General features: G+C 58.5%; 17 protein-coding genes and 1 tRNA gene. 4 read left to right on the forward strand and 14 right to left on the reverse strand.

Annotated elements, in window-relative coordinates; all coding sequences use genetic code 11:
• Positions 1 to 54 precede the first annotated feature (54 nt).
• The 4 genes from nagZ to PL640_RS07995 all read right to left on the reverse strand — a co-directional run bounded on the left by nagZ (position 55) and on the right by PL640_RS07995 (position 7,490).
• Positions 55 to 1,071, reverse strand: a complete 1,017-nt coding sequence (nagZ, locus tag PL640_RS07980; RefSeq protein ID WP_271361344.1) for a beta-N-acetylhexosaminidase — start codon at positions 1,069 to 1,071, stop codon at positions 55 to 57.
• 263 nt (positions 1,072 to 1,334) lie between these two features.
• Complete coding sequence (locus PL640_RS07985; protein ID WP_271361345.1) at positions 1,335 to 4,373, reverse strand: SPOR domain-containing protein; 3,039 nt, start codon at positions 4,371 to 4,373, stop codon at positions 1,335 to 1,337.
• 66 nt (positions 4,374 to 4,439) lie between these two features.
• Positions 4,440 to 6,197 carry an arginine--tRNA ligase gene (gene argS / locus PL640_RS07990; RefSeq protein WP_142840018.1) on the reverse strand — a complete coding sequence of 586 codons (1,758 nt, stop codon included), beginning with the start codon at positions 6,195 to 6,197 and terminating at the stop codon, positions 4,440 to 4,442.
• A 75-nt stretch (positions 6,198 to 6,272) separates the two neighbouring features.
• The gene (locus PL640_RS07995) at positions 6,273 to 7,490 is read right to left on the reverse strand and encodes a deoxyguanosinetriphosphate triphosphohydrolase (RefSeq protein WP_271361346.1); all 1,218 of its coding nucleotides are present in this window, start codon (positions 7,488 to 7,490) and stop codon (positions 6,273 to 6,275) included.
• 226 nt (positions 7,491 to 7,716) lie between these two features.
• Between PL640_RS07995 and erpA the strand changes: the two genes are divergently transcribed.
• Both erpA and xth read left to right on the forward strand, forming a co-directional pair.
• Positions 7,717 to 8,049 carry an iron-sulfur cluster insertion protein ErpA gene (gene erpA, locus PL640_RS08000; protein ID WP_046798327.1) on the forward strand — a complete coding sequence of 111 codons (333 nt, stop codon included), beginning with the start codon at positions 7,717 to 7,719 and terminating at the stop codon, positions 8,047 to 8,049.
• 97 nt (positions 8,050 to 8,146) lie between these two features.
• Positions 8,147 to 8,944: an exodeoxyribonuclease III gene (gene xth, locus PL640_RS08005; protein ID WP_142840020.1), complete on the forward strand. Its 798-nt coding sequence runs from the start codon at positions 8,147 to 8,149 to the stop codon at positions 8,942 to 8,944.
• Positions 8,945 to 8,988: 44 nt separating this feature from the next.
• On the opposite strand, the gene exoR is transcribed toward xth, so the two are convergent.
• The 9 genes from exoR to PL640_RS08050 all read right to left on the reverse strand — a co-directional run bounded on the left by exoR (position 8,989) and on the right by PL640_RS08050 (position 18,540).
• Entirely contained in the window at positions 8,989 to 9,783 is a 795-nt protein-coding gene (gene exoR, locus PL640_RS08010) for an exopolysaccharide production regulator ExoR (RefSeq protein WP_046798325.1), read from the reverse strand.
• The gene (locus PL640_RS08015; RefSeq protein WP_271361347.1) at positions 9,777 to 10,088 is read right to left on the reverse strand and encodes a hypothetical protein; all 312 of its coding nucleotides are present in this window, start codon (positions 10,086 to 10,088) and stop codon (positions 9,777 to 9,779) included. Before PL640_RS08015 ends, exoR begins: the two co-directional genes overlap by 7 nt.
• 259 nt (positions 10,089 to 10,347) lie before the next feature.
• Positions 10,348 to 11,637: an OmpP1/FadL family transporter gene (locus PL640_RS08020; RefSeq protein ID WP_271361348.1), complete on the reverse strand. Its 1,290-nt coding sequence runs from the start codon at positions 11,635 to 11,637 to the stop codon at positions 10,348 to 10,350.
• 454 nt (positions 11,638 to 12,091) lie between these two features.
• Entirely contained in the window at positions 12,092 to 14,935 is a 2,844-nt protein-coding gene (locus tag PL640_RS08025; RefSeq protein WP_142840022.1) for a valine--tRNA ligase, read from the reverse strand.
• Positions 14,936 to 15,157: 222 nt separating this feature from the next.
• Positions 15,158 to 16,117: a cell division protein PopZ gene (gene popZ / locus PL640_RS08030; RefSeq protein ID WP_271361349.1), complete on the reverse strand. Its 960-nt coding sequence runs from the start codon at positions 16,115 to 16,117 to the stop codon at positions 15,158 to 15,160.
• Between the two features lie 408 nt (positions 16,118 to 16,525).
• On the reverse strand, positions 16,526 to 17,197 hold the full coding sequence (locus tag PL640_RS08035; protein ID WP_271361350.1) for a protein-L-isoaspartate O-methyltransferase family protein: 672 nt from the start codon (positions 17,195 to 17,197) through the stop codon (positions 16,526 to 16,528).
• A gap of 246 nt (positions 17,198 to 17,443) precedes the next feature.
• Positions 17,444 to 18,109 (reverse strand): hypothetical protein, encoded by a 666-nt coding sequence (locus PL640_RS08040; protein ID WP_271361351.1) that lies wholly within the window; start codon positions 18,107 to 18,109, stop codon positions 17,444 to 17,446.
• Positions 18,076 to 18,149 (reverse strand) — tRNA-Cys (locus PL640_RS08045). Before PL640_RS08045 ends, PL640_RS08040 begins: the two co-directional genes overlap by 34 nt.
• A 238-nt stretch (positions 18,150 to 18,387) precedes the next feature.
• A complete protein-coding gene (locus PL640_RS08050) occupies positions 18,388 to 18,540 on the reverse strand; it encodes a DUF3309 family protein (protein ID WP_080824959.1) in 153 nt (50 codons plus the stop codon).
• A 719-nt stretch (positions 18,541 to 19,259) separates the two neighbouring features.
• Between PL640_RS08050 and PL640_RS08055 the strand changes: the two genes are divergently transcribed.
• The gene (locus tag PL640_RS08055; RefSeq protein WP_271361353.1) at positions 19,260 to 19,565 is read left to right on the forward strand and encodes a hypothetical protein; all 306 of its coding nucleotides are present in this window, start codon (positions 19,260 to 19,262) and stop codon (positions 19,563 to 19,565) included.
• An 83-nt stretch (positions 19,566 to 19,648) separates the two neighbouring features.
• Complete coding sequence (locus PL640_RS08060) at positions 19,649 to 19,894, forward strand: DUF982 domain-containing protein (RefSeq protein ID WP_271361355.1); 246 nt, start codon at positions 19,649 to 19,651, stop codon at positions 19,892 to 19,894.
• A 515-nt stretch (positions 19,895 to 20,409) separates the two neighbouring features.
• Here PL640_RS08060 and wrbA read toward each other — a convergent pair.
• Entirely contained in the window at positions 20,410 to 21,009 is a 600-nt protein-coding gene (wrbA, locus tag PL640_RS08065; protein WP_142840026.1) for an NAD(P)H:quinone oxidoreductase type IV, read from the reverse strand.
• Positions 21,010 to 21,213: the final 204 nt, after the last annotated feature.

Genomic DNA, 21,213 nt, shown 5'->3' on the forward strand with positions numbered 1-21,213 from the left:
CCATCCGCCGGGCATCCGGCCTGTGATCCCGAGTGGGCGACCGCCGCCCGATCGTCAGGAAACGGCCCACATGGCGTTGAATTCAGCTCTCAGTTCGGCTTCGTCGGAGGCGTCAGCAGCGGGGAAACCCGCCTCCACGGCCCGCACCCGCTCCAGCGAACGGCCGGAAAGAACGGGAACTTCCTTCACAACCTCAAGCATTTCACCCATCACGCCGTTGCAATGCAAGACTATATCGCAACCACCCGCAACAATATTCGCAGCCCGCTCGCCAAGTGTGCCCTTCAGCGCATTCATGGAACTGTCGTCGGACATCAGCAGCCCGTCAAAGCCGATGCGGCCGCGAATGATCTCCTCGATCACCTTTGCCGAGGTGGTCGCTGGTCGTTCGCGGTCAACGGCGTTGAACACCAGATGTGCGCTCATCGCCATCAATTCGCGGTTAAGCGCGCGGAACGGCACGAAATCATGGGCGTCCAGCTCATCAAGCGGCACATCGACAACAGGCAGCTCATGGTGCGAATCGACCATGCCGCGACCGTGACCCGGCATATGTTTCATGACGGGCAACATGCCACCGGCCTTCAGGCCATCGGCAGCCGCCTGGCCCATCTGCGCCACCATGGTCGGCGAATAGCCATAAGCGCGGTTGCCAATGACATTGCTGGCGCCTTCCACCGGCACATCGAGCACCGGCAGGCAATCGACATTGATACCGAATTTCATCAGGTCAAAGGCATGCAGGCGCGACATCAGCCAGGCGGCGCGCAGGCCTTCCTCGCGGTCACGCTCGTAGATTTCGCCAAGAATGCGGGCATTCGGATAGGCTTGCAGGATCGGCGGCTTGATACGCTGAACCCGTCCGCCTTCCTGATCGATCAGCACCGGCGCGTCCGGCCGCCCGACGGCATCGCGCATGGATGCGACGAGATCGGTGATCTGCTGCGGCTCGCCGATATTGCGGCCGAACAGGATGAAGCCCCACGGCTGCTGGTCGCGGTAAAGGGCGATCTCGTCGGCGGTCAGCGCAAGCCCACTGCATCCGAGGATCATAGCTTTGCAATCGGTCATGGTGTCACGCTCGCAGGAATAAAGAGGGAAGAACGTTGCCAAACTCTCAACCCTTGAGGGAGACGGCAACATAAACAAACGTCACCCCGGACTTGATCCGGGGTCCAGCGCGATCAAGTCCTTGATCGCGAGAGACTCTTTCACAGCGCAGACGCGCCGTGGCTGGATGCCGGATCAAGTCCGGCATGACGGAGAACAGGTGCTCCGTCAGTCCGTTAGATACATCAGACAATCAGCGCCGGGGCGTTCCCCGGCGCATCTCTTCACCGTGCCACCAGGCAGCTGCCACCGGCCGAGCGGAACTTCTCGCACAGCGCCACGGCTTCATTCTTGTCACCAGCCGGGATGCGGACGCGGTAGAAGGTGCCCTTGCCGGCAATTTCAGCCGCCTTGATGTCGACGCCGCGTCCACCGATGACCGAGCCGAACTTGGCCGACATGTTCTGGTAGGACTTCTGGGCCTCAGCCTGGCTCGGCAGCGAGGCGATCTGGATGTAATAACCACCGGCAGAAGGCGTGCTGGTTGCAGCAGGTGTTGCGGCAGCCGTCTGCTGCTGCGCGGCCGGCGGCTGGGCCGGAGCGGCCGTCGTCGGGCGGACATTACCCTGATTGGTCACGGTTGCCACCACATTGGCGGGCTGGGCAGACGGGCGCGCCGAAGGAAGCGGTGCTGCAGACTGCGCAGCCGGCGTGGAAGCGGCAGCAGGCGTGTTGGCCTGCGGCTTTGCAGCCTGCTCGGGCGCCACCGGAACCCGCGAAGCAGCGATGACGGCAGGAGCGCCCTCACCCGGCTTGGCGGTCTGCGGTGCGGCAAGCTCGGCAACCTTGTCCGCCTTCGGCGGCTGGGCTGCCGGTGCGTCCACTTCCTGGGCGACCAACGTACCGTCAGGCTTGACGATCATTGTACGGACCTTGCGCGGCGAAACACCGGTCGCGCCAGAACCTTCGTTCTGAGCGGCCTTTTCTTCCGGCGAAAGCAGGCGCGGATCTTCGGTCTCGCCAACCGGCGTGCCGGTCGCTTCCATATCTCCGTCGTTTTCGCCTTCCAGCGGCAATTGTTCCGGGATCAGCGTACGCTGAACCACATCCACCGGCTGTTCGTTGCTGGAAATCAGCGCCGGCTGCTTCGGATCGGCAGCGCTGCCACCGGCAACGCGGTCATAAACCGCCTTGTCCTGATTGGGCACGACGCGGCCGCCCGGATTTTCCGGCACGACCTTCATCGGGTCGTTATCCGCGGAGATGATGACCGGCGCGCCATTGGAGCCGGTGCTGGAAGAACCGCCTGATATCAGCGCGTAAACGCCACCACCGACAAGCACCAGACCGATGGCAGCTGCCACCGGCATGATCCAGCGGCGACCGCCACGTTCATCTTCCTCACGATAGGCCGCCTGATGATCGACATAGGTATTCTCGGCATCGCGCGACGCATTACCACGGGAAGCCGCAGCCTCCTGCATGGAGCGGCGGAAGTCCTCTTCCAGGGCCCGCTCGAATTCATCGGCGTCATCGGGAGCCTGCGCGGCACGCGCCTGCGGGGCCGCAGCGCGGTTTTCCGCATGTTTATGGCGGTCGAGACCGCCGGCAACGGCAGGCGCAAACAGCGTCGCAAGCTCTGTATCGATATCGAGATCTTCTTCGTGACGGCGCGGCGCGGGCTTGGGTTCGAAAACCCCGACCGGCAGTTCCGGAACATCCATCTCGATAATGGTTTCCGGGTGTTCTTCCGTTTCACCGATCTGCGAAGGATCGAAAGGCAGGCTTTCCAGCGTCTGCGGCACTGCCGGCTGCGGCGCAGCGACGGCCGGGCGCGGCTGAACGGGTGCAGCTGCTGCCACGATGGGGGCGGCAACGGTTGCGGCGCGCGGTTGCGGAACAGGCTGTTCCCTCACCGGCTGCGGCGCGGCCGCCACCACCGGAGCGACCGGCTGCTGGCGAACGGGTTGCGGCGCGGGCGCAGGAGCAACCTCCGCTTCGGCAATTTCCGACAGGTCGATATCAAGATCGAGATCATCGAGCGCCAGCTCGAAATCATCATCGTTGAAACCGGCAAAATCCGTGAAATCCGGCTCCTGAAGAGGAGCCTGCGATACGGCAGGGGCAACCGGCGTCACCCGCTCAGGCACCGCAGCAACTGGCGTTGCGGCAACCACCGGCGGCTCGATTTTTGCAGCCTGAACGACAGGCGCGGACTGTACGACGGGTTCTTCGCCACGACCGGGAATGGAATATTTCGCAACGTCGTAGATCAGCTCGTCCATCGGCGACAGATTGGTCGCGACCGGCCTCTGAGCAACCGGAGGCGTCACAGGCTGTTCAGCAGGCGTGAAGCTTTCCGCAACCGAAGGCGCAAAGACAGGTGCTGTCTCTTCCGCCTGAATGACGGCAGGTGCCGGCGTAGGCTCGATCTGTGGCTCGATCTGCGGCTCCATCCGGGCCACGACAGGCGGCTGCTCGGAGCGCGGCTCGACCCTTCTCGGATCGACAGCGGAAACATCGCGGCGCGCACCAAAATTGGCAAGCGGCAGGCGCAGGCTGGAGAATTCGAGCGAAGAACGACCGCCATGCGAAGGCGGACGCACGGAAACCGGCGCGGGCGCTTCTTCGGCAACCGCGATCTCTACCTCATCGGCAAGATCGAAAGCCTGCGGTTCCGGCGCATAGGCCTGACCGGCAAAAGCAACATTGCTCGAAACATCAGCCGGAAGCTCCGGCATGGCGTGCCATTCCGGCTCGGCCGTTTCAACGGCCTGCGGCTCTTCCCATGCGACCTGCTGGGCGGGCGGCTGGTAAACCACCGGCTCGGCGGCGCGTGGCTGGCGGGAATGCACATCGAAAACTTCAGCGACAGCGCCGGCGTCATCACGAAAATCCGAACGGATATCCTGCCGAGCGGATGTTTCCACGTAATTATGGATATAGGCCTGATCGACCTCGGGAAGCGGCTCTTCCCTCACCTCGGGTGCAGGTGCAGGTGCAAGCTCTGGCTCGCGGCGGGCGAAAACCGATTCGACACGCTGCATAAAGTCGTTGGGGTGGATGCCCGCACGAACATCGTTCGCCGGATCAAGAACGACCGGATCAGCGTGCGGCGCATCGTAAATCTCGAATTCCCTCAGAAGCTCATCTTCGAGGTTAAATTCGGGTTCGCGACGGGTCACCGATGGCTGAGCCTCGGAACCCGCATGCGAAGGACGATCTTCGAAGCCGACGATACGCGCCAGTTCTGCCAGAGGATCGTTGTCAGCGAACCCTTCGGACCGGGCGTCCCGGTTATACGCGACATTTTTTTCGACCATTACGTGTTCCACCATCTACGCATTGCAGCTCTTGCCAGCGTATTGTGAGCAAATAATGGTGATATGTTATCGCATTTCGTCAGGTGCGTCCGCTCCCAAAAGCGTAAGGCCAGACTTCAAAACATTCGCGACAGCATTCACCAGCCCAAGTCTGGCAATGCTCAATTCTCGGTTTTTATCGTTAATAAAACGTAATTCCGGTTGGTCTTTGCCCTTGTTCCAGTGTCCATGGAAGGAACTGGCGAGATCATAGAGGTAAAAAGCAAGACGGTGCGGCTCATGCGAAAGGGCCGCGGATTCGATCAGGCGCGGATATTCGGCGAGCTTTGCAACCAGCTGCAACTCGTTGATATCGCTGATCAAAGCAACAGATGCCGCCATCTCTTCCGCAGACGGAGCAAGCCCCGGAAACGCTTCCTGCGCCTGCCGGAAGATCGACTGTGAGCGGGCATGCGCATATTGCACGTAAAAGACCGGATTATCCTTCGATTGTTCGGTCACTTTCGCAAAATCGAAGTCCAGCGGCTCGGAATTCTTCCGATAGAGCATCATGAATCGCACGGGATCGCGACCCACTTCGTCGACAACATCGCGCAACGTGACGAAGTCGCCGGAGCGTTTCGACATCTTCACCGGCTCGCCATCACGGAACAGTTTGACGAGCTGGCACAGAAGCACCGTCAGCTTCGACTTGCCCTCGGAGACGGCGCGCGCAACCGCTTCCAGACGCTTCACGTAACCGCCATGGTCAGCGCCGAGCACATAGATCATCTCGGAGAAACCGCGATCGAACTTGTTCTTGAAATAGGCAACGTCGGCGGCGAAATAGGTGTAGGAGCCGTCCGATTTCATCAGCGCACGGTCCATGTCATCGCCCACTTCGGTGGAACGGAAAAGCGTCTGCTCGCGATCTTCCCAGTCGTCAGGCAATTCGCCCTTCGGCGGCGGCAGCGTGCCCTTGTAGACGTGACCCTTGAAGGTCAGATCGTTGATGGCCGAGAGGATTGGTCCGCCATTGCCCTCATGCAGCGTGCGCTCCGAGAAGAACACGTCGTGCTTGACGTTCAGCGTCTCCAGATCTTCGCGGATCATCGCCATCATCGCAGCGATTGCCTTGTCCTTGACGATCGGCATCCACTTTTCCTCGGGCATGGCCCGCAGCTTGATGCCATATTCATCCGCCAGCGCCTGGCCGACAGGAACGAGGTAATCGCCGGGGTAGAAGCCCGATGGAATGGCGCCGATATCCTCACCCAGAGCTTCGCGGTAACGCAGGAAGACCGAACGCGCCAGCACATCGATCTGCGAGCCGGCATCGTTGATGTAATACTCCTTGGTAACTCCATAACCTGCAAATGCGAGCAGGTTCGCCAGCGTGTCGCCGACAACGGCGCCACGGCAATGACCGACATGCATCGGGCCGGTAGGATTGGCGGAGACATATTCGACATTGATCTTCTGGCCGGCGCCCATCGTCGAACGGCCGAAATCGATGCCCTGGCCGATCATGTCGGCCAGCAGACGCTGCCAGTAACCGACGGAGACCTTGAGATTGATGAAGCCGGGACCGGCAACATTGACGCTGTCGACATCGCCATCCGCCTGAAGGGCGGGCACGATGAGTTCGGCGAGCGCGCGCGGATTGGTGCCGAGCGGCTTCGCCAGCACCATCGCCGCATTGGTTGCAACGTCGCCATGGCTCAGATCACGCGGGGATTCGACGGTAATTCGACTGAAATCGACCTTTTCGCGGTTCTCTTTGACGAGATCGAGAGTTTCGAGCGCGTTTTTGATCCTGGTATCGAAATCGGCAAAAATGTTCATCGTTCCAACCTGCGCGAAGGGCTTCTGTTTAGTCCGGCCGTCATAACCGGGTCGGCTTCGCGATCGCCCGCTGCCCTATCGCAAATCGGGGGTGTGGTCAAACAGCCGCTGGTGAGCGCGCAGTGCATAACTGTCGGTCATGCCGGCCAGATAATCGCCCACATGCCGGGCTTTCGCCGCCTCGCTCATGCCGGAAATGCTGTCCACCCAGTAGTGGCTCTGCATCTCCGCCGGCGTTTCCATATAACGGTGGAAAAGGTCGGTGACGATCTGCGTAGCGCCAGCCCGGATGCGCATGATTTCCGGATGACGGTAGATATGGCCGAATAGCAGCTTCTTGATCTGCCGGTCAGTCTCGGCCATCTCGGGCGAAAATGTCGCGACGGTAAAATCGGCGGCGCGGATATCCGCCGCACTCTGCGGTTTCAGGCGGGCAAGATTCTGCTGCGCCACGCCGATCACATCTTCCACCATGTGGGTGATCTGCCGGCGCATGATCTCGTTGGCAAAACGCTCCTTGTCGAGCACTGGATATTTGCCACGTACCTCGGCCATCAGGTCGCTCAGGAACGGCACCTCCTCCAGCATCTCGAAAGTGAGATAGCCGGCGCGCAGGCCGTCATCTATATCATGGGTATTATAGGCGATGTCATCGGCAATCGCCGCCATCTGCGCCTCAAGGCTGGCATAGCTGCCAATCTCCAGATCCTGCAGCTCGCAATATTCGAGGATGGGCAGCGGAACCGGCGCCTTGACCCCCTCGCCGCTTGCATTCACCAGTGGGCCATTGTGCTTCACCAGCCCTTCGAGCGTTTCCCATGTCAGGTTGATGCCATCATATTCGGCGTAACGGCGCTCCAGCTTGGTGACGATGCGCAGCGACTGGGCATTGTGGTCGAAACCGCCATAGGGCAACAGCACCGCATCCAGCGCATCCTCGCCGGTATGACCGAAGGGCGTGTGGCCGAAATCATGCACCAGCGCCACGCCTTCCGCCAGATCCTCGTCGAGTTTCAGCGCGCGAGCGAGCGCCCGGGCGATCTGCGCCACCTCGATCGTATGGGTAAGACGGGTACGGTAATGGTCTCCGTCCGGGCTGATGAACACCTGCGTCTTGTGCTTCAGGCGGCGAAAGGCTGTGGTATGGACGATGCGGTCCCGGTCACGCTGGAATTCGGAACGCGTCAGGCTGCCTTCTTCGGGAAAAAGACGCCCGCGCGTGGTCCATGGATCCGAGGCGAAAACCGCCCTCTCGCCGCTTCCGAAACCCAATGCGCGCTGGTCTATGATCATGCATCCACCTGTTGTCTTCGCCGCCATGACCTAGGCTATGACGTCCTTTTCGCCTCGGCCATTGACCTTTTCATTCACCCTTCATACCTATCGCAGAGGTTGGCGCAAAGCATCATCGCCGCGCAGACCGCCTTCACACAGGCTATAGACCGTTAATTTGACCGGTTTATAATAGTGACAACGAGATTTTTGCTCTCCGGTTCTTGACCCCGGCAGGAGGAACGACATGGAAAACAGCGACATTACCCTTTCGGAAGCCGCAGCAAAGCGAATCGCCCAGATCGTCGCAGCCGATGCGGGCAAGCACGCATTGCGCGTTTCGGTGGAAGGCGGCGGCTGCTCGGGCTTCTCCTACAAGTTCGATCTGGCGGAAGACCCCGCCGATGACGACATCGTGATTGCCCGCGGCGACGCCAAGGTGCTGATCGACAGCATGTCGGTCATCTACATGGCCGGCTCCGAAATCGACTTCGTCGATAATCTGCTTGGCCAGTCCTTCCAGATCAAGAACCCTAATGCGGTCGCAAGCTGCGGCTGTGGGACGAGCTTCTCGATCTGACACCATTCTATCCACCACATCCTCACCACCGCGTTCCAAAAACGGTGGCAATCGCCTTTGCATCGGGTAAAAGTACCCCCACAAAAGGGAAACTCCGATGAAGATTGCCACCTGGAACATCAATGGCGTCAAGGCGCGTATCGAAAACCTCTGCCAGTGGCTGAAGGATTCATCGCCTGATATCGTCTGCCTTCAGGAAATAAAGTCGGTTGACGAGGGCTTTCCCCGCCTTGAGCTGGAAGCGCTCGGTTATCACGTCGAGACCCACGGCCAGAAGGGTTTCAACGGCGTCGCCCTGCTGTCGAAGATGAAGCCGGACGAGATCAATCGCGGCCTGCCGGGCGATGACGCCGATGAACAGGCGCGTTTCATCGAAGGCGTGTTTTCTGTCGATGGCGGCGCGATCCGCGTCTGCTCGCTTTACCTGCCAAATGGCAATCCGCCTGACGATCCGGTCAAATATCCCTACAAGCTCGCCTGGATGGAACGGCTGCGGCGCTTTGCCGAAGATCGTCTTGCGCTTGAGGAACCGCTCATTCTGGCGGGCGATTACAACGTCATTCCCGAGCCCTTTGATTGCCACGACCCACGCGTGTGGGAAGGCGATGCTTTGTTCCTGCCGCAAACACGCGTTGCATTCCGCAAGCTGGAACATCTGGGCTTTACCGATGCCGCCCGCGCAACCACCGATGAGGCAGGACTATATTCCTTCTGGGATTATCAGGCCGGCGCATGGCCGAAAAATAACGGCATCCGCATCGATCACCTGATGCTCTCGGCGGAGGCGGCCGACAGGCTGCAATCCGTCAACATCGAAAAACATGTGCGGGCTTGGGAAAAACCGTCCGACCACGTTCCGGTCTGCGGTTATTTCGATTTCCAGCCGGTCGGCTGACCGGCTCGCGTCAGACGGGCGAAATCGCCTCGACCGGCATCATCTCAATTGGAATCGTCGATCTGCATGTTCTGCGCCATCGCGATGGCCGCGCGTCGATCATTTTCGCCAGCCAGCGAAAAAGCCTGCTCCTGCAGGTTCTGGATCCACGTACAGTCTATCGCCGTGCATTTGTCCAGCGCCGCCGTCATGAAAGCCAGCCCCTGCGCCGTCTGGCCTTCCTGGAAGATCAGATTGCCGAAGATCGACATGGCGCCGGCATGGCCGTGCTTGCGCGCCTGGTTGAGCCACTTCTTGGCCTGCTGCACATCCGCCCGGCCGCCCTCGCCGGCCAGGATCATTTCCGCCAGCCGGAACTGCGCTTCAGCCACACCGAAGGTGGAAGCCACCTGGAAATAAAGCTGGCGGGCCTGTGAAAGGTCCATTTTCACCGGGCTGCCGGGAATGCCGTGCCGGTAATAATCAGCAAGGGAAAGAAGCGCGTTGACGAAAAAGCCGGTATCTTCGGAACCCGGCTCGACGCCCTGGCTGGCGATTTCGCTGTAAATCTTGAAAGCTTCGAAGTCGTTCTTGGCGACGCCATCGCCAAAGGCATACATATTGGCAAGCGCCCAGCGCGAACCAGTATGGCCCTTTTCAGCCGCGTAGCGATAGGCCTCGACGGCTTCACCCTTGTTGCCGTTCTTGTAGGCCTTGAAGCCGAACTTGAACAGGTCGAAGGGGCCGGATTCCTTGGTCACGCCCGCATTGATGTCAAAAGCCGCGGCAGGCATTGCGAGCGACGCAAGCAACATGCCCATAAGGAGCGGCTTTAAAACGTTGGCTTCACATTTCAGCATTTCGGCGAACTTCTCATAACTCTTCCCGGCATATAGCCAATACTTGCGGAATACTGCAAAGCCGAACCCCGCCGGGTCGCGATTTTTCGAACACACTGCGTCTTTCCGGCAGCACTTCCCAGCGCACCGCCGGTGGTCTCTTGCGGTAATTGCTCCAAATTTTCAGTGAAACAGATATAGGCATAATTTCCGGCAATATAACGGCGTTTCACCATCTGCCGGTCAGCGCCAAACAAGAAAGCCGGACCAAATTCCCGTATTACTTGCTTAAACCCTGAATCCAAACCCGTTTTCACTTTCTGCAATTCCAGAGATCCACATCAAACGCCCGCATGTTCTTTCATTCCCGCGTCCATAAACATAAGCCAAGCACTCTGTTTGTGGCGGGAAATGGACAGATATGCTCACATTCCAACGCGGCTCCACGCTTGCAGAAAAGTGTTGCCAAATCGTCACAAAACTTTCGGCCTGGAAGATTTTATCGAGAAGGAATCATAGTCGGGCATGAAAAAAGGCCCGGTTGGTAAACCGGACCTTTATTTTAGCATCAATGGAAGTGGGGCGTCAGAACTTGACCTTCACGCCCGTCGAAATGGCAGCCACGAGATCGTTGCCGAAGTCATAGCCAGCCTCGTTGCCGCACGTGAAGCCTGCCCCGCAGGGTCCGCCGTTGATCGAGGAGCTTCCCGAGGTCAAAAGGCCAAGAGCACCGGCAATCTTGAATTCGATATTCTTGTTAGGCGAATAAACGATCTGCGTGCCGAGAGTCCAGGTGTCGGTCTGCGTGCCGATAATCGTGGACGTCCCGCGATCCCAAGTCACGCTGACAGCGCCGCTCCATTGCTCGTTAAACTTATGACCAACGCCGCCAGAGATAGTCCAGCCATCGCGATAATACAGGTCAAGCGTGTTCAACGTGTCTGTCCCGCTCGGAACACACGGCGATGTGCCAGCAGCGCAGAAAGGAATGACCTGAATCTGACTCCAATCAGTCCATTTTACCGAACCAAAGGCAAGCCAGTCAGGTGCAATGCCTGATTGGAATTTGAGCTCGATACTGTCGGGCATAGAAATAGACCCATAGACCGGCACGAGCTTGCCGCCATACTTCGCCAACGTTGGGGATATGGACGGCGGTGTCTGCGGGATCGATCTCACATCGGCAAAGCCAGTCAGGTCGTGATCGACAGAGCTGTTGTAAACAAGGCTTGTGCGGAAAGCGATTTCAGGAATTTCATAGGCCACGCCAGCACGCCAGCCCCAGCCATCACCTTCCATCTCCAGTTTGCCGACACCGCTGAAGCTGGACCATGCGGGATTCAAGCCGAGAACGGCCGGTCCAAGCACTTGACGGTATTTATAACCGCTGATTTCCTGATAGAATCCACCGCCGATGATCGAGAAGTCACCCTTGCCAAGATCGAACTTCACGCGGCAGGTGGTGGCATAATTGTGCGACTTGACCTTGGTTTCGATATTGTAGCTCGATCCCTGCCAGATGCCGGGATTGAGATGCGCGCCCCAGGGCTGCGAATAATCGAACATGCAGTCGCCGAAATCGCCGATCGCTGCTTTGGCGCCGATACGGGTAGACCAGAAGTTCTCCGAGTCGTCCGCGCTGGTAGACCACGAGGCAGGCAAGGGACCGCTCTTCAGCGGATTGTCCCGTGCATTCTCGACCTTGCGCTGCGGCGCGACAAAAGTTGTCGAACTATCGAGAACATAATCGGACGGATCGAACAGCAGGTCGATATTATAACCGCCGCGCTCCAGGCCGCCGGCCAGTGAAGGCGTGACCGCCGCGATGCTGGCTACGAAACATACCGCGCCGCGAAAAATTGCAGTTTTTGCCATCTCTCTCCCCAATCAAGGCAATGTGATCGATGATAGAGTGAAACGCCAAAGGGCAAATGACAATCTGCCGCAGTTTCCGGCTGTCGCACAAATGCGGCGATTTTTTTACGTAAGAATTTTATGTCTGCCCTCTTATATAATCATTTTAGGCTATTTTTCTAATCCGTTCGGAAAAACTGACGCGAAACGAAACAAATTGCCAAAGCCAACAGGAAATGTCGCCAAATAACCACAGTCGCATTTTCCCGAAGAAACCCGCTTATCAGACCGTTTTTATTGGTTTTTTTCCGCTTTTCCGGATGATCCGGACGAATTTCGCGATGAAATAATCGCACTGTTTCCCGGAAATGATTCGCCGCTGCAACGCAGCAATGAAAAGAAATGAAACCTGACAAAAGGCAAAAAAACGCCCCGCATTAACGGGGCGTTTTGCTGTTGGAACGGCAAGGGCGGGTTATCCCGCCTCGTTCACCCGCTGCATGGCGGTCTTCAGGCTTGTCAGCTGCACCTCGAGTTCCGCCTTGCGTTCGCGTTCAGTGGCCACAACCTCCGGATCGGCATTGGCCACGAATTTTTCGTTCGAGAGCTTCTTGTCGATACGTTCCATTTCCGCATCCACCTTGCCGATCGCCTTTTCAAGACGGGCCTTTTCAGCTGAGAGATCGACAAGGTTGCCGAGCGGCAGGCAGACCGTGGCTTCACCGATGATGATCTGGGCCGAACCCTTCGGCGCAACATCACCGCCGCGGATTTCATCGGCCCGCGCTAAGCGCCGGATGGCGGCGGCGTGGCGATCAAGCCGCGCTTCGGTGGAGGTGTTGGCGCCGACGACCACCAGCGACGCTGTCGCACCCGGCGGCACATTCATCTCGGCGCGTGTCGAGCGGATGCCCGATACGAGATCGATCAGCCAGTTGATTTCCGCAGCCGAAGCGTCGTCGCGGAATTCCGGCACCGGCCAGTCGGTGAGGCAGAGCAGATCATCGCGCTCCTCGCCCTCGCCGGCCGTATGCGCCCACAGCTCTTCCGTCATGAACGGCATGAAGGGATGCAGCAGCTTGTAGATCTCATCCAGAACATAGGCCGCACAGGCCTGCGATTCCGTCTTCGCCTTTTCGTCTTCACCGCCGAAGACCGGCTTCAGCAGTTCCAGATACCAGTCGCAGAACTGGTTCCAGACGAAACGATAGAGAATGCCGGAGGCATCGTTGAAACGGAAATTCTCAAGCGAAGCCGTCACATCACGCGCTGTATTGGCAAGCTCGGTCAGGATCCAGCGGTTGATCGTCAGCGAGGCGGTTTCGGGCAGGAAGTGCGGATCGCGCTTCACGCCGTTCATCTCGGCAAAACGCGTGGCGTTCCACAACTTGGTGCCGAAGTTGCGATAACCGGCGATACGCGCGGGATCGAGCTTAACGTCGCGGCCCTGCGCCGCCATGATGGCGAGCGTGAAGCGCAGCGCATCCGCACCATATTCGTCGATCAGTTCCAGGGGATCGATGACGTTGCCCTTGGACTTCGACATCTTCTGGCCGTTCTTGTCGCGAACCAGCGCGTGAATATAGACCGTGCTGAACGGCTCAACCGGGTTGCCGGCATCGTCCTTCATGAAATGCAGGCCCATCTGCATCATGCGCACCACCCAGAACGGGATGATGTCAAAGCCGGTGACGAGCACATTGGTCGGGTAATAACGCGCCAGTTCCGGTGTCTCTTCCGGCCAGCCCAGTGTCGAAAACGGCCAGAGCGCCGACGAGAACCAGGTGTCGAGCACGTCTTCGTCACGTGTCAGGATTTCGCCCGGCTTGAAATTCTCAAGCTTCTCCTCGACCCAGGCCTTCCACGGACCTTCATGGGCGATGTAATGCTGTATGGCCGCCTGCAGCGCCTCTTCCTCGGTCTTTTCGACGAAGACCTGCCCATCCGGGCCGTACCATGCGGGAATCTGGTGTCCCCACCACAATTGCCGCGAGATACACCAGGGCTGGATGTTCTCCATCCACTGGAAATAGGTGTTTTCCCAGTTCTTCGGCACGAAATTGGTGCGGCCTTCGCGAACCGAGGCAATCGCCGGCTGGGCCAGCGTCTTGTTGTCCACCCACCATTGATCGGTCAGACGCGGCTCAATCGGCACGCCGCCACGGTCGCCATGCGGCACGACGTGCTTGTGCGGCTCGATCTTGTCGAGCAGACCGGCTTCCTCGAAGATTTCAACGATGACCTTGCGCGCAAAGAAGCGGTCCTGTCCCTCCAGACGATCCCATGCGCCATGCAGGGCGGCCGGATGGCTGAGGCCCTCGAGGAAATCCTCATTCTCCTTGATGGAGATGGTGCCATCGATATTCATGACATTGATGGCGCGCAGGCCACAGCGCTTGCCGACTTCGAAGTCGTTGAAATCATGCGCGGGCGTGATTTTGACTGCGCCGGTGCCGGCCGTCGGATCGGCATAGTCGTCGGCAACGATCGGGATCTTGCGGCCGACGATCGGCAGGATGACATGCTTGCCGACAATGCCCTTGTAACGCTCGTCCTCCGGGTTAACCGCAACACCGGTATCGCCGAGCATCGTTTCGGGACGGGTCGTGGCGACGACGATGTAGTCGCGGGTTTCGAACTCGGTGGGCTTGCCCTCCTCGTCGAAGGCGACCGGATGTTGGTAGGTCACGCCCTTTTCCAGCGGATAACGGAAGTGCCAGAGATTGCCCTTCATCTCGATCTGCTCGACTTCCATGTCGGAAATCGCGGTCTGCAGCTTGGGGTCCCAGTTGACGAGACGCTTGTCCTTGTAGATCAGGTTCTGCTTGTAGAGCGTGACGAAGACTTCGAGGACAGCCTCGGAGAGACCCTCGTCCATGGTGAAGCGCTCACGCGACCAGTCACAGGATGCGCCGAGGCGTTTCAGCTGGTTGAAGATCAAGCCACCGGATTCGGCCTTCCATTCCCAGACCTTCTCCACGAAGGCCTCACGGCCCATGTCGCGGCGGCCCGGAAGCTGCTGTTCCATCAGCTTGCGCTCCACAACCATCTGGGTGGCAATGCCGGCATGGTCCATGCCCGGCTGCCACAGCACATCCTTGCCGCGCATACGCTCGAAGCGGACCAATATGTCCTGCAGCGTGTTGTTGAGCGCATGGCCCATATGCAGGGAGCCCGTCACATTCGGCGGCGGGATGACGATGGTGAAGGTTTCCGCGCCCGGCTTGGCGTTGGCGCCGGCACGGAAAGCATTCGCCTCGTCCCATGCTTTGGCGATCTTCGGTTCGACGGCTGCGGAATCGTAGGTCTTCTCGAGCATTTCCTGACCTGAATTTTAGAGTTCTTGTGTGGATTTTTTTAAATAAGGATGGATGGTCGAGAGTCAACAGAAACCGACCTGCTTAAGCCGCCGATGGGGCGACCCTGCATATGACTATGCCCCGATAACGCCTTCATCTTCAACAAAAAAGCCGCCCCGATGGCGGAGCGGCCCCTGTTTCGTCACGGCCTGGCGCATTTGAGACAGGCGGCCAGAGAGAACTTAACGGCGCGAACCGCGTGCGACGCGCTCGATTTCCTCGCGCACGAGACGCTCCACCAAAGTCGGCAGATTGTCCTCCAGCCAGTCTTGCAACATCGGGCGCAGCATCTCGGCAGCCAGATCCTCGATCGAGCGGCGCTCTACGCCATCGAACACATCAGCAAGTTCGCTGAAGGAACGGGCGATCTGGGCACCGGCGGCAGCGGAAATGAGATTGAGCGACAAAGCGCTCTCGGCTTCCACCTCGGGCTCGGCCAGATCGAATTTCGGCATCTCGACGGCCGGCTGGTGCACTTCGATTTCAAAATGCTCCTTGGGGAGCGGCGTTTCGATCGCGCCACGCAACGCAAGCTGCTCAAAAGGGTTCTCGGCAAAAGGCGCATTTTCGATGGCAGCGGCGGCGGCGCGATCCTCGGTAGCGAAAGGCACGGGCTGTTCGCTGGCAGCAGCAGCGGTTGCCGCCATCAGCGGCCGCACATCCGTCGGACGCTGCGGCGCCGGACGTTCAGCCGGTATTGCGCTTGAAGACGATGGGGCGGGCGCGGCCGGTGCGGGCTCCGTTGCCACACGCTGCGCCTGCGCTGCAAATGCCTGTGGTCCCATCGCGGCGTTACGGTCGGCGGCGGCGCGAACACGGGCTGCAACGTCGGCCAGCGACATCGTCTTCTCGGCGGAGATTTCCGGCTGTTCCGGCATCGGCCTTTCGGAAGCCGACGAATAATCCTGCGCGGGCCGCGCACCATAGGCCTGGTTTGCGGCGGGAGGAACGCGGGCCGGCGGGCTGACGGGCTCCGTCACGAAGGCCGCTTCACCGGCGGCATCGTCTTCATCGTCATAGACCGGCGGCAACTGTCCGGAAAACGCACCGGCAGGTCCCGGCTCGTTGCTCTCGATGATCCGGCGTATCGACGCCAGAATCTCTTCCATGGACGGTTCACGCGCTACGCTTGGCTGAGCCATATCAATCCCCGGTTTCCACTCTTGAGCGCGCAGGCCGTATCCCTCCGGATACCGGACATGGCGCTTTGCACCTGTTCAATTCTTACATCGCGTCCGTGACAGCCGAAGCCGGCTGCCGCGCCGATGTTCTGAAACATGTTCGGACAAAACCGCCGGGCGTTTTTGCCGTCCCTGTCGCAGGGTCATGCGGGGCAGAAATACGCACACCCCGAATCACCCTTAGTCTAGGGCAGCATAGTCAGGAACTAAATCACTGATTCGACAAGTTTCACGGTGATGCACAGCTTTGTGAGAACAGGCTGTCAAGGCACCGCCGCGGACAACCGGGGAAGCATGCAGACCATACAAAAGCAAACGCCGGGGCGGAAGGTCCACCCCGGCGTAAACGGCAACGAATATGTCGATGGATCAGAAAACGAATTCTGCCGCCTTGGCAAAACCGGGCAGAGGCTTGATGGAGGCGTTGAAAGAGCTTGCAGCCGATGTGCTGTTGCCATCACGGCGATAGACGGTGGCCTTTGCGGCATTGCCATATCCGACAACAACGACCAGACGTCCGCCGTCGCGCAGCTGGTCCGTCAGCGCCGCCGGCACTTCCTCGACGGAACCGTTGACGAAAACCAGATCATAGGGCGCTTCGCTTGCATAACCCTTTTCAAGATCGCCGGTCACGACGGCGACATTGTCATATCCGAGCGATGCCAGCGTCTCGGTTGCCTGCGCCGCCAGCGCTTCGTCACATTCAAGCGACACCACCGAACCGGCCAGTTGGGAAAGGATGGCTGCCGCGTAACCGGCACCACCGCCGACTTCCAGCACCACATCTTCCTTGGAGACGGCGGCAAGCTGCAGCAGTTTCGCCAGCGGCGAAGCCTTCATGACATAGCGCGCCGGGCGGCCGTCACGGGCCGGACAGATCTGCATATCCTCATCCGCATAGGCAATCTGCCGCACGCCCGCCGGCACGAAAGCCTCGCGCGGCACGCTCAAAAACGCCTTCAGCACCGAATGCGAAGTCACGTCAGTCGTGCGCAGCTGGCTGTCGACCATATTGGCGCGCGCGGTTTCGAAATCCATCATGTCCTTATCGCCTCAATTTCACGGATGCCGGTCGGGAAGCCTCGGCTCCAAAAGCTCAAAACGGCGCGGGCCTCCCCTCACCTTTGGATAATCTCATAATTGCCAAGGCGCGCGCTTTCAAGCGTGGTGAGTGGGATGTGCGGGAAAAAGCGATACGCCTCTGAAATAAGGATGCTATTCGGAGACATTTCAAACGGTGCGACACGTTTTTACCTGAGATGTCATCGTCAGATGAAAAACAGCCGTTTAATTCGCCAAGTAAGAGCCACCTGTGATGAGGCCTGTTGCCAGATCAATCTCAAACGGAAGCCATCGATCATCCATTGGGTCATAGGCTTGGCCGAACAACCTATCGTTTCTAATGGAAACATACTCGATTCCATCCCAAGAAACGCGTTCGCTCCGCCAAAACACCCCGGCTCTTGTATACGCTACGACCTCGAGATCGTCACAGACAACCATAATTTCCAAGGGGGCGAAGTATCCTATCCAGACAACATATCTGGAGATTTCTTCAATCAATTCTTTGGTTACGGCATTGATTTTATAGGCGCGCCCATCTGCAAGAACAAAAACCGCTCCTGCTCCCAACTCGGGGTAAACACCGGTTGCTACAGATGACGTTCGATACCCGGGATCGAAATTGCCGACCCAGCTATTGCCGCCTGACATTGTGAATTCAAAAACAACGCCTTCCCGAAAACTGCCAGGTTTTGGGAAGCTGATTGCCATCTCACCATAGGCAGGCAAACCGCAGAGTCGTTTGAAAGTAACCATACAAACACTCAACCGTTTATCTGGAATGAGCTGGGAATAAAGCACAGAAAGGCGTGTAATATTACACACGATTCTGATTATCAGGTTGAGAAAATAAATTTTGGAGGCCTCGCCCGGAATTGAACCGGGGTACAAGGATTTGCAGTCCTCTGCGTCACCACTCCGCCACGAGGCCTCACACGCTCTTCATTCGAGCGATGGCGGGCATTTAGAACGAATCCATTTTGGGCGCAAGAGGGTTCGTTCCGAATGTGGTGTTTTTTCAGGCCCGATAGGCGCCATGCAGTCGCCCACGGTCTAAGGGGTTAAGATTGCGTGGTTTTTCGTATCTTCCTCATATTCCAGAAGAAACAACGCCCGCATCCGCCGCAATTGCGGCAGTGCGGGCGGTGGCCCAGTCTCAAGGGTGGTCGTCAAATCCGCCCAATCAGAACCAGGATCAGGACGATAACCAGAACCAGTCCGAGACCGCCCGACGGGCCATAACCGTAATTATGGTAACCCCAGCTGGGCAGCGCGCCGATCAGGAACAGAATAAGCAGGATGACGAGGATGGTGCCGAGCATGTTTAACCCTCCGCTATTGGCATGTCTTGTGCCTGATTCAATGACGCAGCATAAAAAAGGTTCCCTTCAGTCCCCGCGCTGCGGCCTGCTTCCCAAAAAGCATCGTAGCCGTTTCAACGGGTTAAAGCGCTATCTGCGATGAGCCCGTGTCTGCTTCCGTTGGGTGAAATAATTTGCCGGATAAACGTCTTCGCCCGCAGGCATTGAAATGGCGCGGGTCTCGAGGCCAAACGTCAGGGGCTTCGATGACCGGCGATGGCAGCGATTTATTCGTGGTAATTTTTCGGCCTATGTCCATTGGTGGTTATTCGTTATACTATAACAAGTCCCCCGTACCCTGAAACTGGCGGGAGACAGAGAGATCTGGCATCACTGGCAGTGCGCCAGATCTCTCCCGCCCTCCCCGGGCAGCAACAAATCTCCCCCTTGCGGCACACGGATATTTTACTGGCGGTGACAGGCGCTTCTCTTGCCTTGCCGGTTTCACTCCGGCTAGACCCCGGACCGGGAGGGAGAAACGAGAATCATATGTCCGGTTTTGCGAACCTCATCCCGCTTTTCATCTTTGGCCTCCTCGTCTACGCTTTCTTCCGCTGGGTCGCGCGCGACATTCAGAATCCGAAAAGCAAATAGGCAGGACGAATAAGCCTTGATCTTCTTGCCTGCCGGGAACCGCTGCGCCTCCATATCGTTTTCGCAGAGGCACTTCGGAGGACAGGATGAAAACGCTCCTATCATCGGCCATTATAGCGCTCCCATTGGCGCTGGCGGGATGCACCACGGTCGGACCGCCCCCTTATACTGGACCGGCGCCCTATGTCGCACCGATCCCCGGCAGCATTACCTATAGAGGCCAGCCGCGCACCAAGCTGACGAAATCGCCGATCGGCAGTACCTTCAGCCACGAATTCCGTATCGATGGCAGCACAAGGGCGGTGGAAACCTACCGCATCGCGCCCGACCGCTCGCTGGAACTCATCGACCGGCGCATCATTCGCGACTGGCTGTTCGGACGCGACGACTGACCGCACCGCACCGGGGCCGAAACGGATTGCGCATTCAGGCCGCTTCGGTTAGAGCCGGGCACGACAAACAATACGGATAGGCGATGAACACGCGCTGGCAAAAACCCGTCCTGATCGCGTTCGAAACGCCGGGCGAATATACGAGCATCGAAACCACGCAGGCAGCCTCCTGGGCGCTGATCGAAGATTGGCCGATCGAAGATGGCGATGCGCTGGACAAGGCGCTGCTCGTCTGCGCCGCCGTTGATGCCGGGCGGAAAAAGCCGGAAGATGCGCGCAAGGCTTTCCTCGCCGCCGCCATCGAAGCGGGCCTCGATTTCAAGGCCTGACGGGAACTGGCTCGCCTGCCGCAGGACGATGCGATTTGCCCTGCGGCGCTGAATTTTCAAGACAACAGGTTCGATGGATAAAAACCAATGGAAGCTTCCGGAAACATGAAAAAAGCCCTGTTCATCTTTCTTCTCTCCTGCCTCGCAATCGGCCTCATCGGCCATCTCGTCGTCGCCTTCGTCGTCACGGGCTGAAGCGCCCAGATCGCCTTCGCCACACGCGGAATGGCAAGGCATTAAAAATCTCTAAATTTCATTCTTCTGTTATGGAACCGCAATAGGCTCTGTCCGTTCTCTTTTCGCCCGACACAAGGAGGATTGAAATGCGTGACGGATTGAACGGTTTTCTAGAAATCTCGATGCTCGGCTTCGTGGTCGCAAGCTGCCTTTTCATGGTCAACCTGCCGATCTGACCCGCCTCAAAAAATCCTTTGCTGAGGATGCCGGCGACTAAAAATGCCGGAACAGAAAATGCGGCCTTTTGGGCCGCATTCTTTTTCAAAGAACCTTAAAAATCAGGCAGAGAGCTTGGCAGCGATTTTTGCCACATGCGCGCCCTGGAAGCGTGCGCCTTCGAGTTCGATTTCGGAAGGCTGGCGCGAGCCGTCGCCATCGGTGATGGTGGAAGCACCATAGGGCGAACCGCCCTTGATTTCATCGACGCCCATCTGGCCCTGGAAAGCATAGGGCAGACCGACAACGGCCATGCCGTGATGCAGGAAGGTGGGAATGAAACCGAGAATGGTCGATTCCTGACCGCCATGCTGGGTCGCGGAAGAGGTAAAGGCCGAGCCAACCTTGCCGACCAGCTTGCCGTTGAACCACAGACCGCCGGTCTGATCCCAGAAATTGCGCATCTGCGAGGCGACCGTACCGAAGCGCGTGCCGGCGCCGACGATGATGGCGTCGTATTCAGCCAGTTCTTCCACCGTCGCCACCGGGGCCGACTGATCCATCTTGAAATGGGAGGCCTTGGCGACCTCTTCCGGCACCAGTTCGGGAACGCGCTTCACCACGGCTTCCGCGCCGGTGGACTTGACGCCTTCGGCGACCGCATAGGCCATCGTCTCGATATGGCCGTAAGCGGAGTAATAAAGTACCAAAACCTTCGTCATTCTCTTTGTTTCCTTTGCTGGAATTTTTTCCGGCGTACCGGCCAGAAGCTTTTTCAAAAACTGGATGATCATCGGCGTTGACCCGTCAAATGTATGTGACGAAAACCTAGCCCACGGCCCCTCCTCCCGCCAGCCGGGGATTGGCATACGCACTGTTCACCATGAGTGAACGGAAAACCGGAATGTCAACCATTTACAAAAGGA

This window comes from Agrobacterium sp. ST15.16.024 (assembly GCF_027956545.1).
Taxonomy (GTDB): Bacteria; Pseudomonadota; Alphaproteobacteria; order Rhizobiales; family Rhizobiaceae; genus Agrobacterium; species Agrobacterium cucumeris.

Excerpts from the sequence above, each read along its gene's own strand:
- PL640_RS08025 (WP_142840022.1), bottom strand. The coding sequence starts at position 14,935 with ATGCTCGAGAAGACCTACGATTCCGCAGCCGTCGAACCGAAGATCGCC.
- nagZ (WP_271361344.1), bottom strand. The coding sequence starts at position 1,071 with ATGACCGATTGCAAAGCTATGATCCTCGGATGCAGTGGGCTTGCGCTG.
- PL640_RS08020 (WP_271361348.1), bottom strand. The coding sequence starts at position 11,637 with ATGGCAAAAACTGCAATTTTTCGCGGCGCGGTATGTTTCGTAGCCAGC.
- exoR (WP_046798325.1), bottom strand. The coding sequence starts at position 9,783 with ATGCTGAAATGTGAAGCCAACGTTTTAAAGCCGCTCCTTATGGGCATG.
- PL640_RS08050 (WP_080824959.1), bottom strand. The coding sequence starts at position 18,540 with ATGCTCGGCACCATCCTCGTCATCCTGCTTATTCTGTTCCTGATCGGC.
- PL640_RS08035 (WP_271361350.1), bottom strand. The coding sequence starts at position 17,197 with ATGATGGATTTCGAAACCGCGCGCGCCAATATGGTCGACAGCCAGCTG.
- erpA (WP_046798327.1), top strand. The coding sequence starts at position 7,717 with ATGGAAAACAGCGACATTACCCTTTCGGAAGCCGCAGCAAAGCGAATC.
- PL640_RS08060 (WP_271361355.1), top strand. The coding sequence starts at position 19,649 with ATGAACACGCGCTGGCAAAAACCCGTCCTGATCGCGTTCGAAACGCCG.
- PL640_RS07995 (WP_271361346.1), bottom strand. The coding sequence starts at position 7,490 with ATGATCATAGACCAGCGCGCATTGGGTTTCGGAAGCGGCGAGAGGGCG.
- xth (WP_142840020.1), top strand. The coding sequence starts at position 8,147 with ATGAAGATTGCCACCTGGAACATCAATGGCGTCAAGGCGCGTATCGAA.
- PL640_RS07985 (WP_271361345.1), bottom strand. The coding sequence starts at position 4,373 with ATGGTCGAAAAAAATGTCGCGTATAACCGGGACGCCCGGTCCGAAGGG.
- popZ (WP_271361349.1), bottom strand. The coding sequence starts at position 16,117 with ATGGCTCAGCCAAGCGTAGCGCGTGAACCGTCCATGGAAGAGATTCTG.
- wrbA (WP_142840026.1), bottom strand. The coding sequence starts at position 21,009 with ATGACGAAGGTTTTGGTACTTTATTACTCCGCTTACGGCCATATCGAG.
- argS (WP_142840018.1), bottom strand. The coding sequence starts at position 6,197 with ATGAACATTTTTGCCGATTTCGATACCAGGATCAAAAACGCGCTCGAA.
- PL640_RS08055 (WP_271361353.1), top strand. The coding sequence starts at position 19,260 with ATGAAAACGCTCCTATCATCGGCCATTATAGCGCTCCCATTGGCGCTG.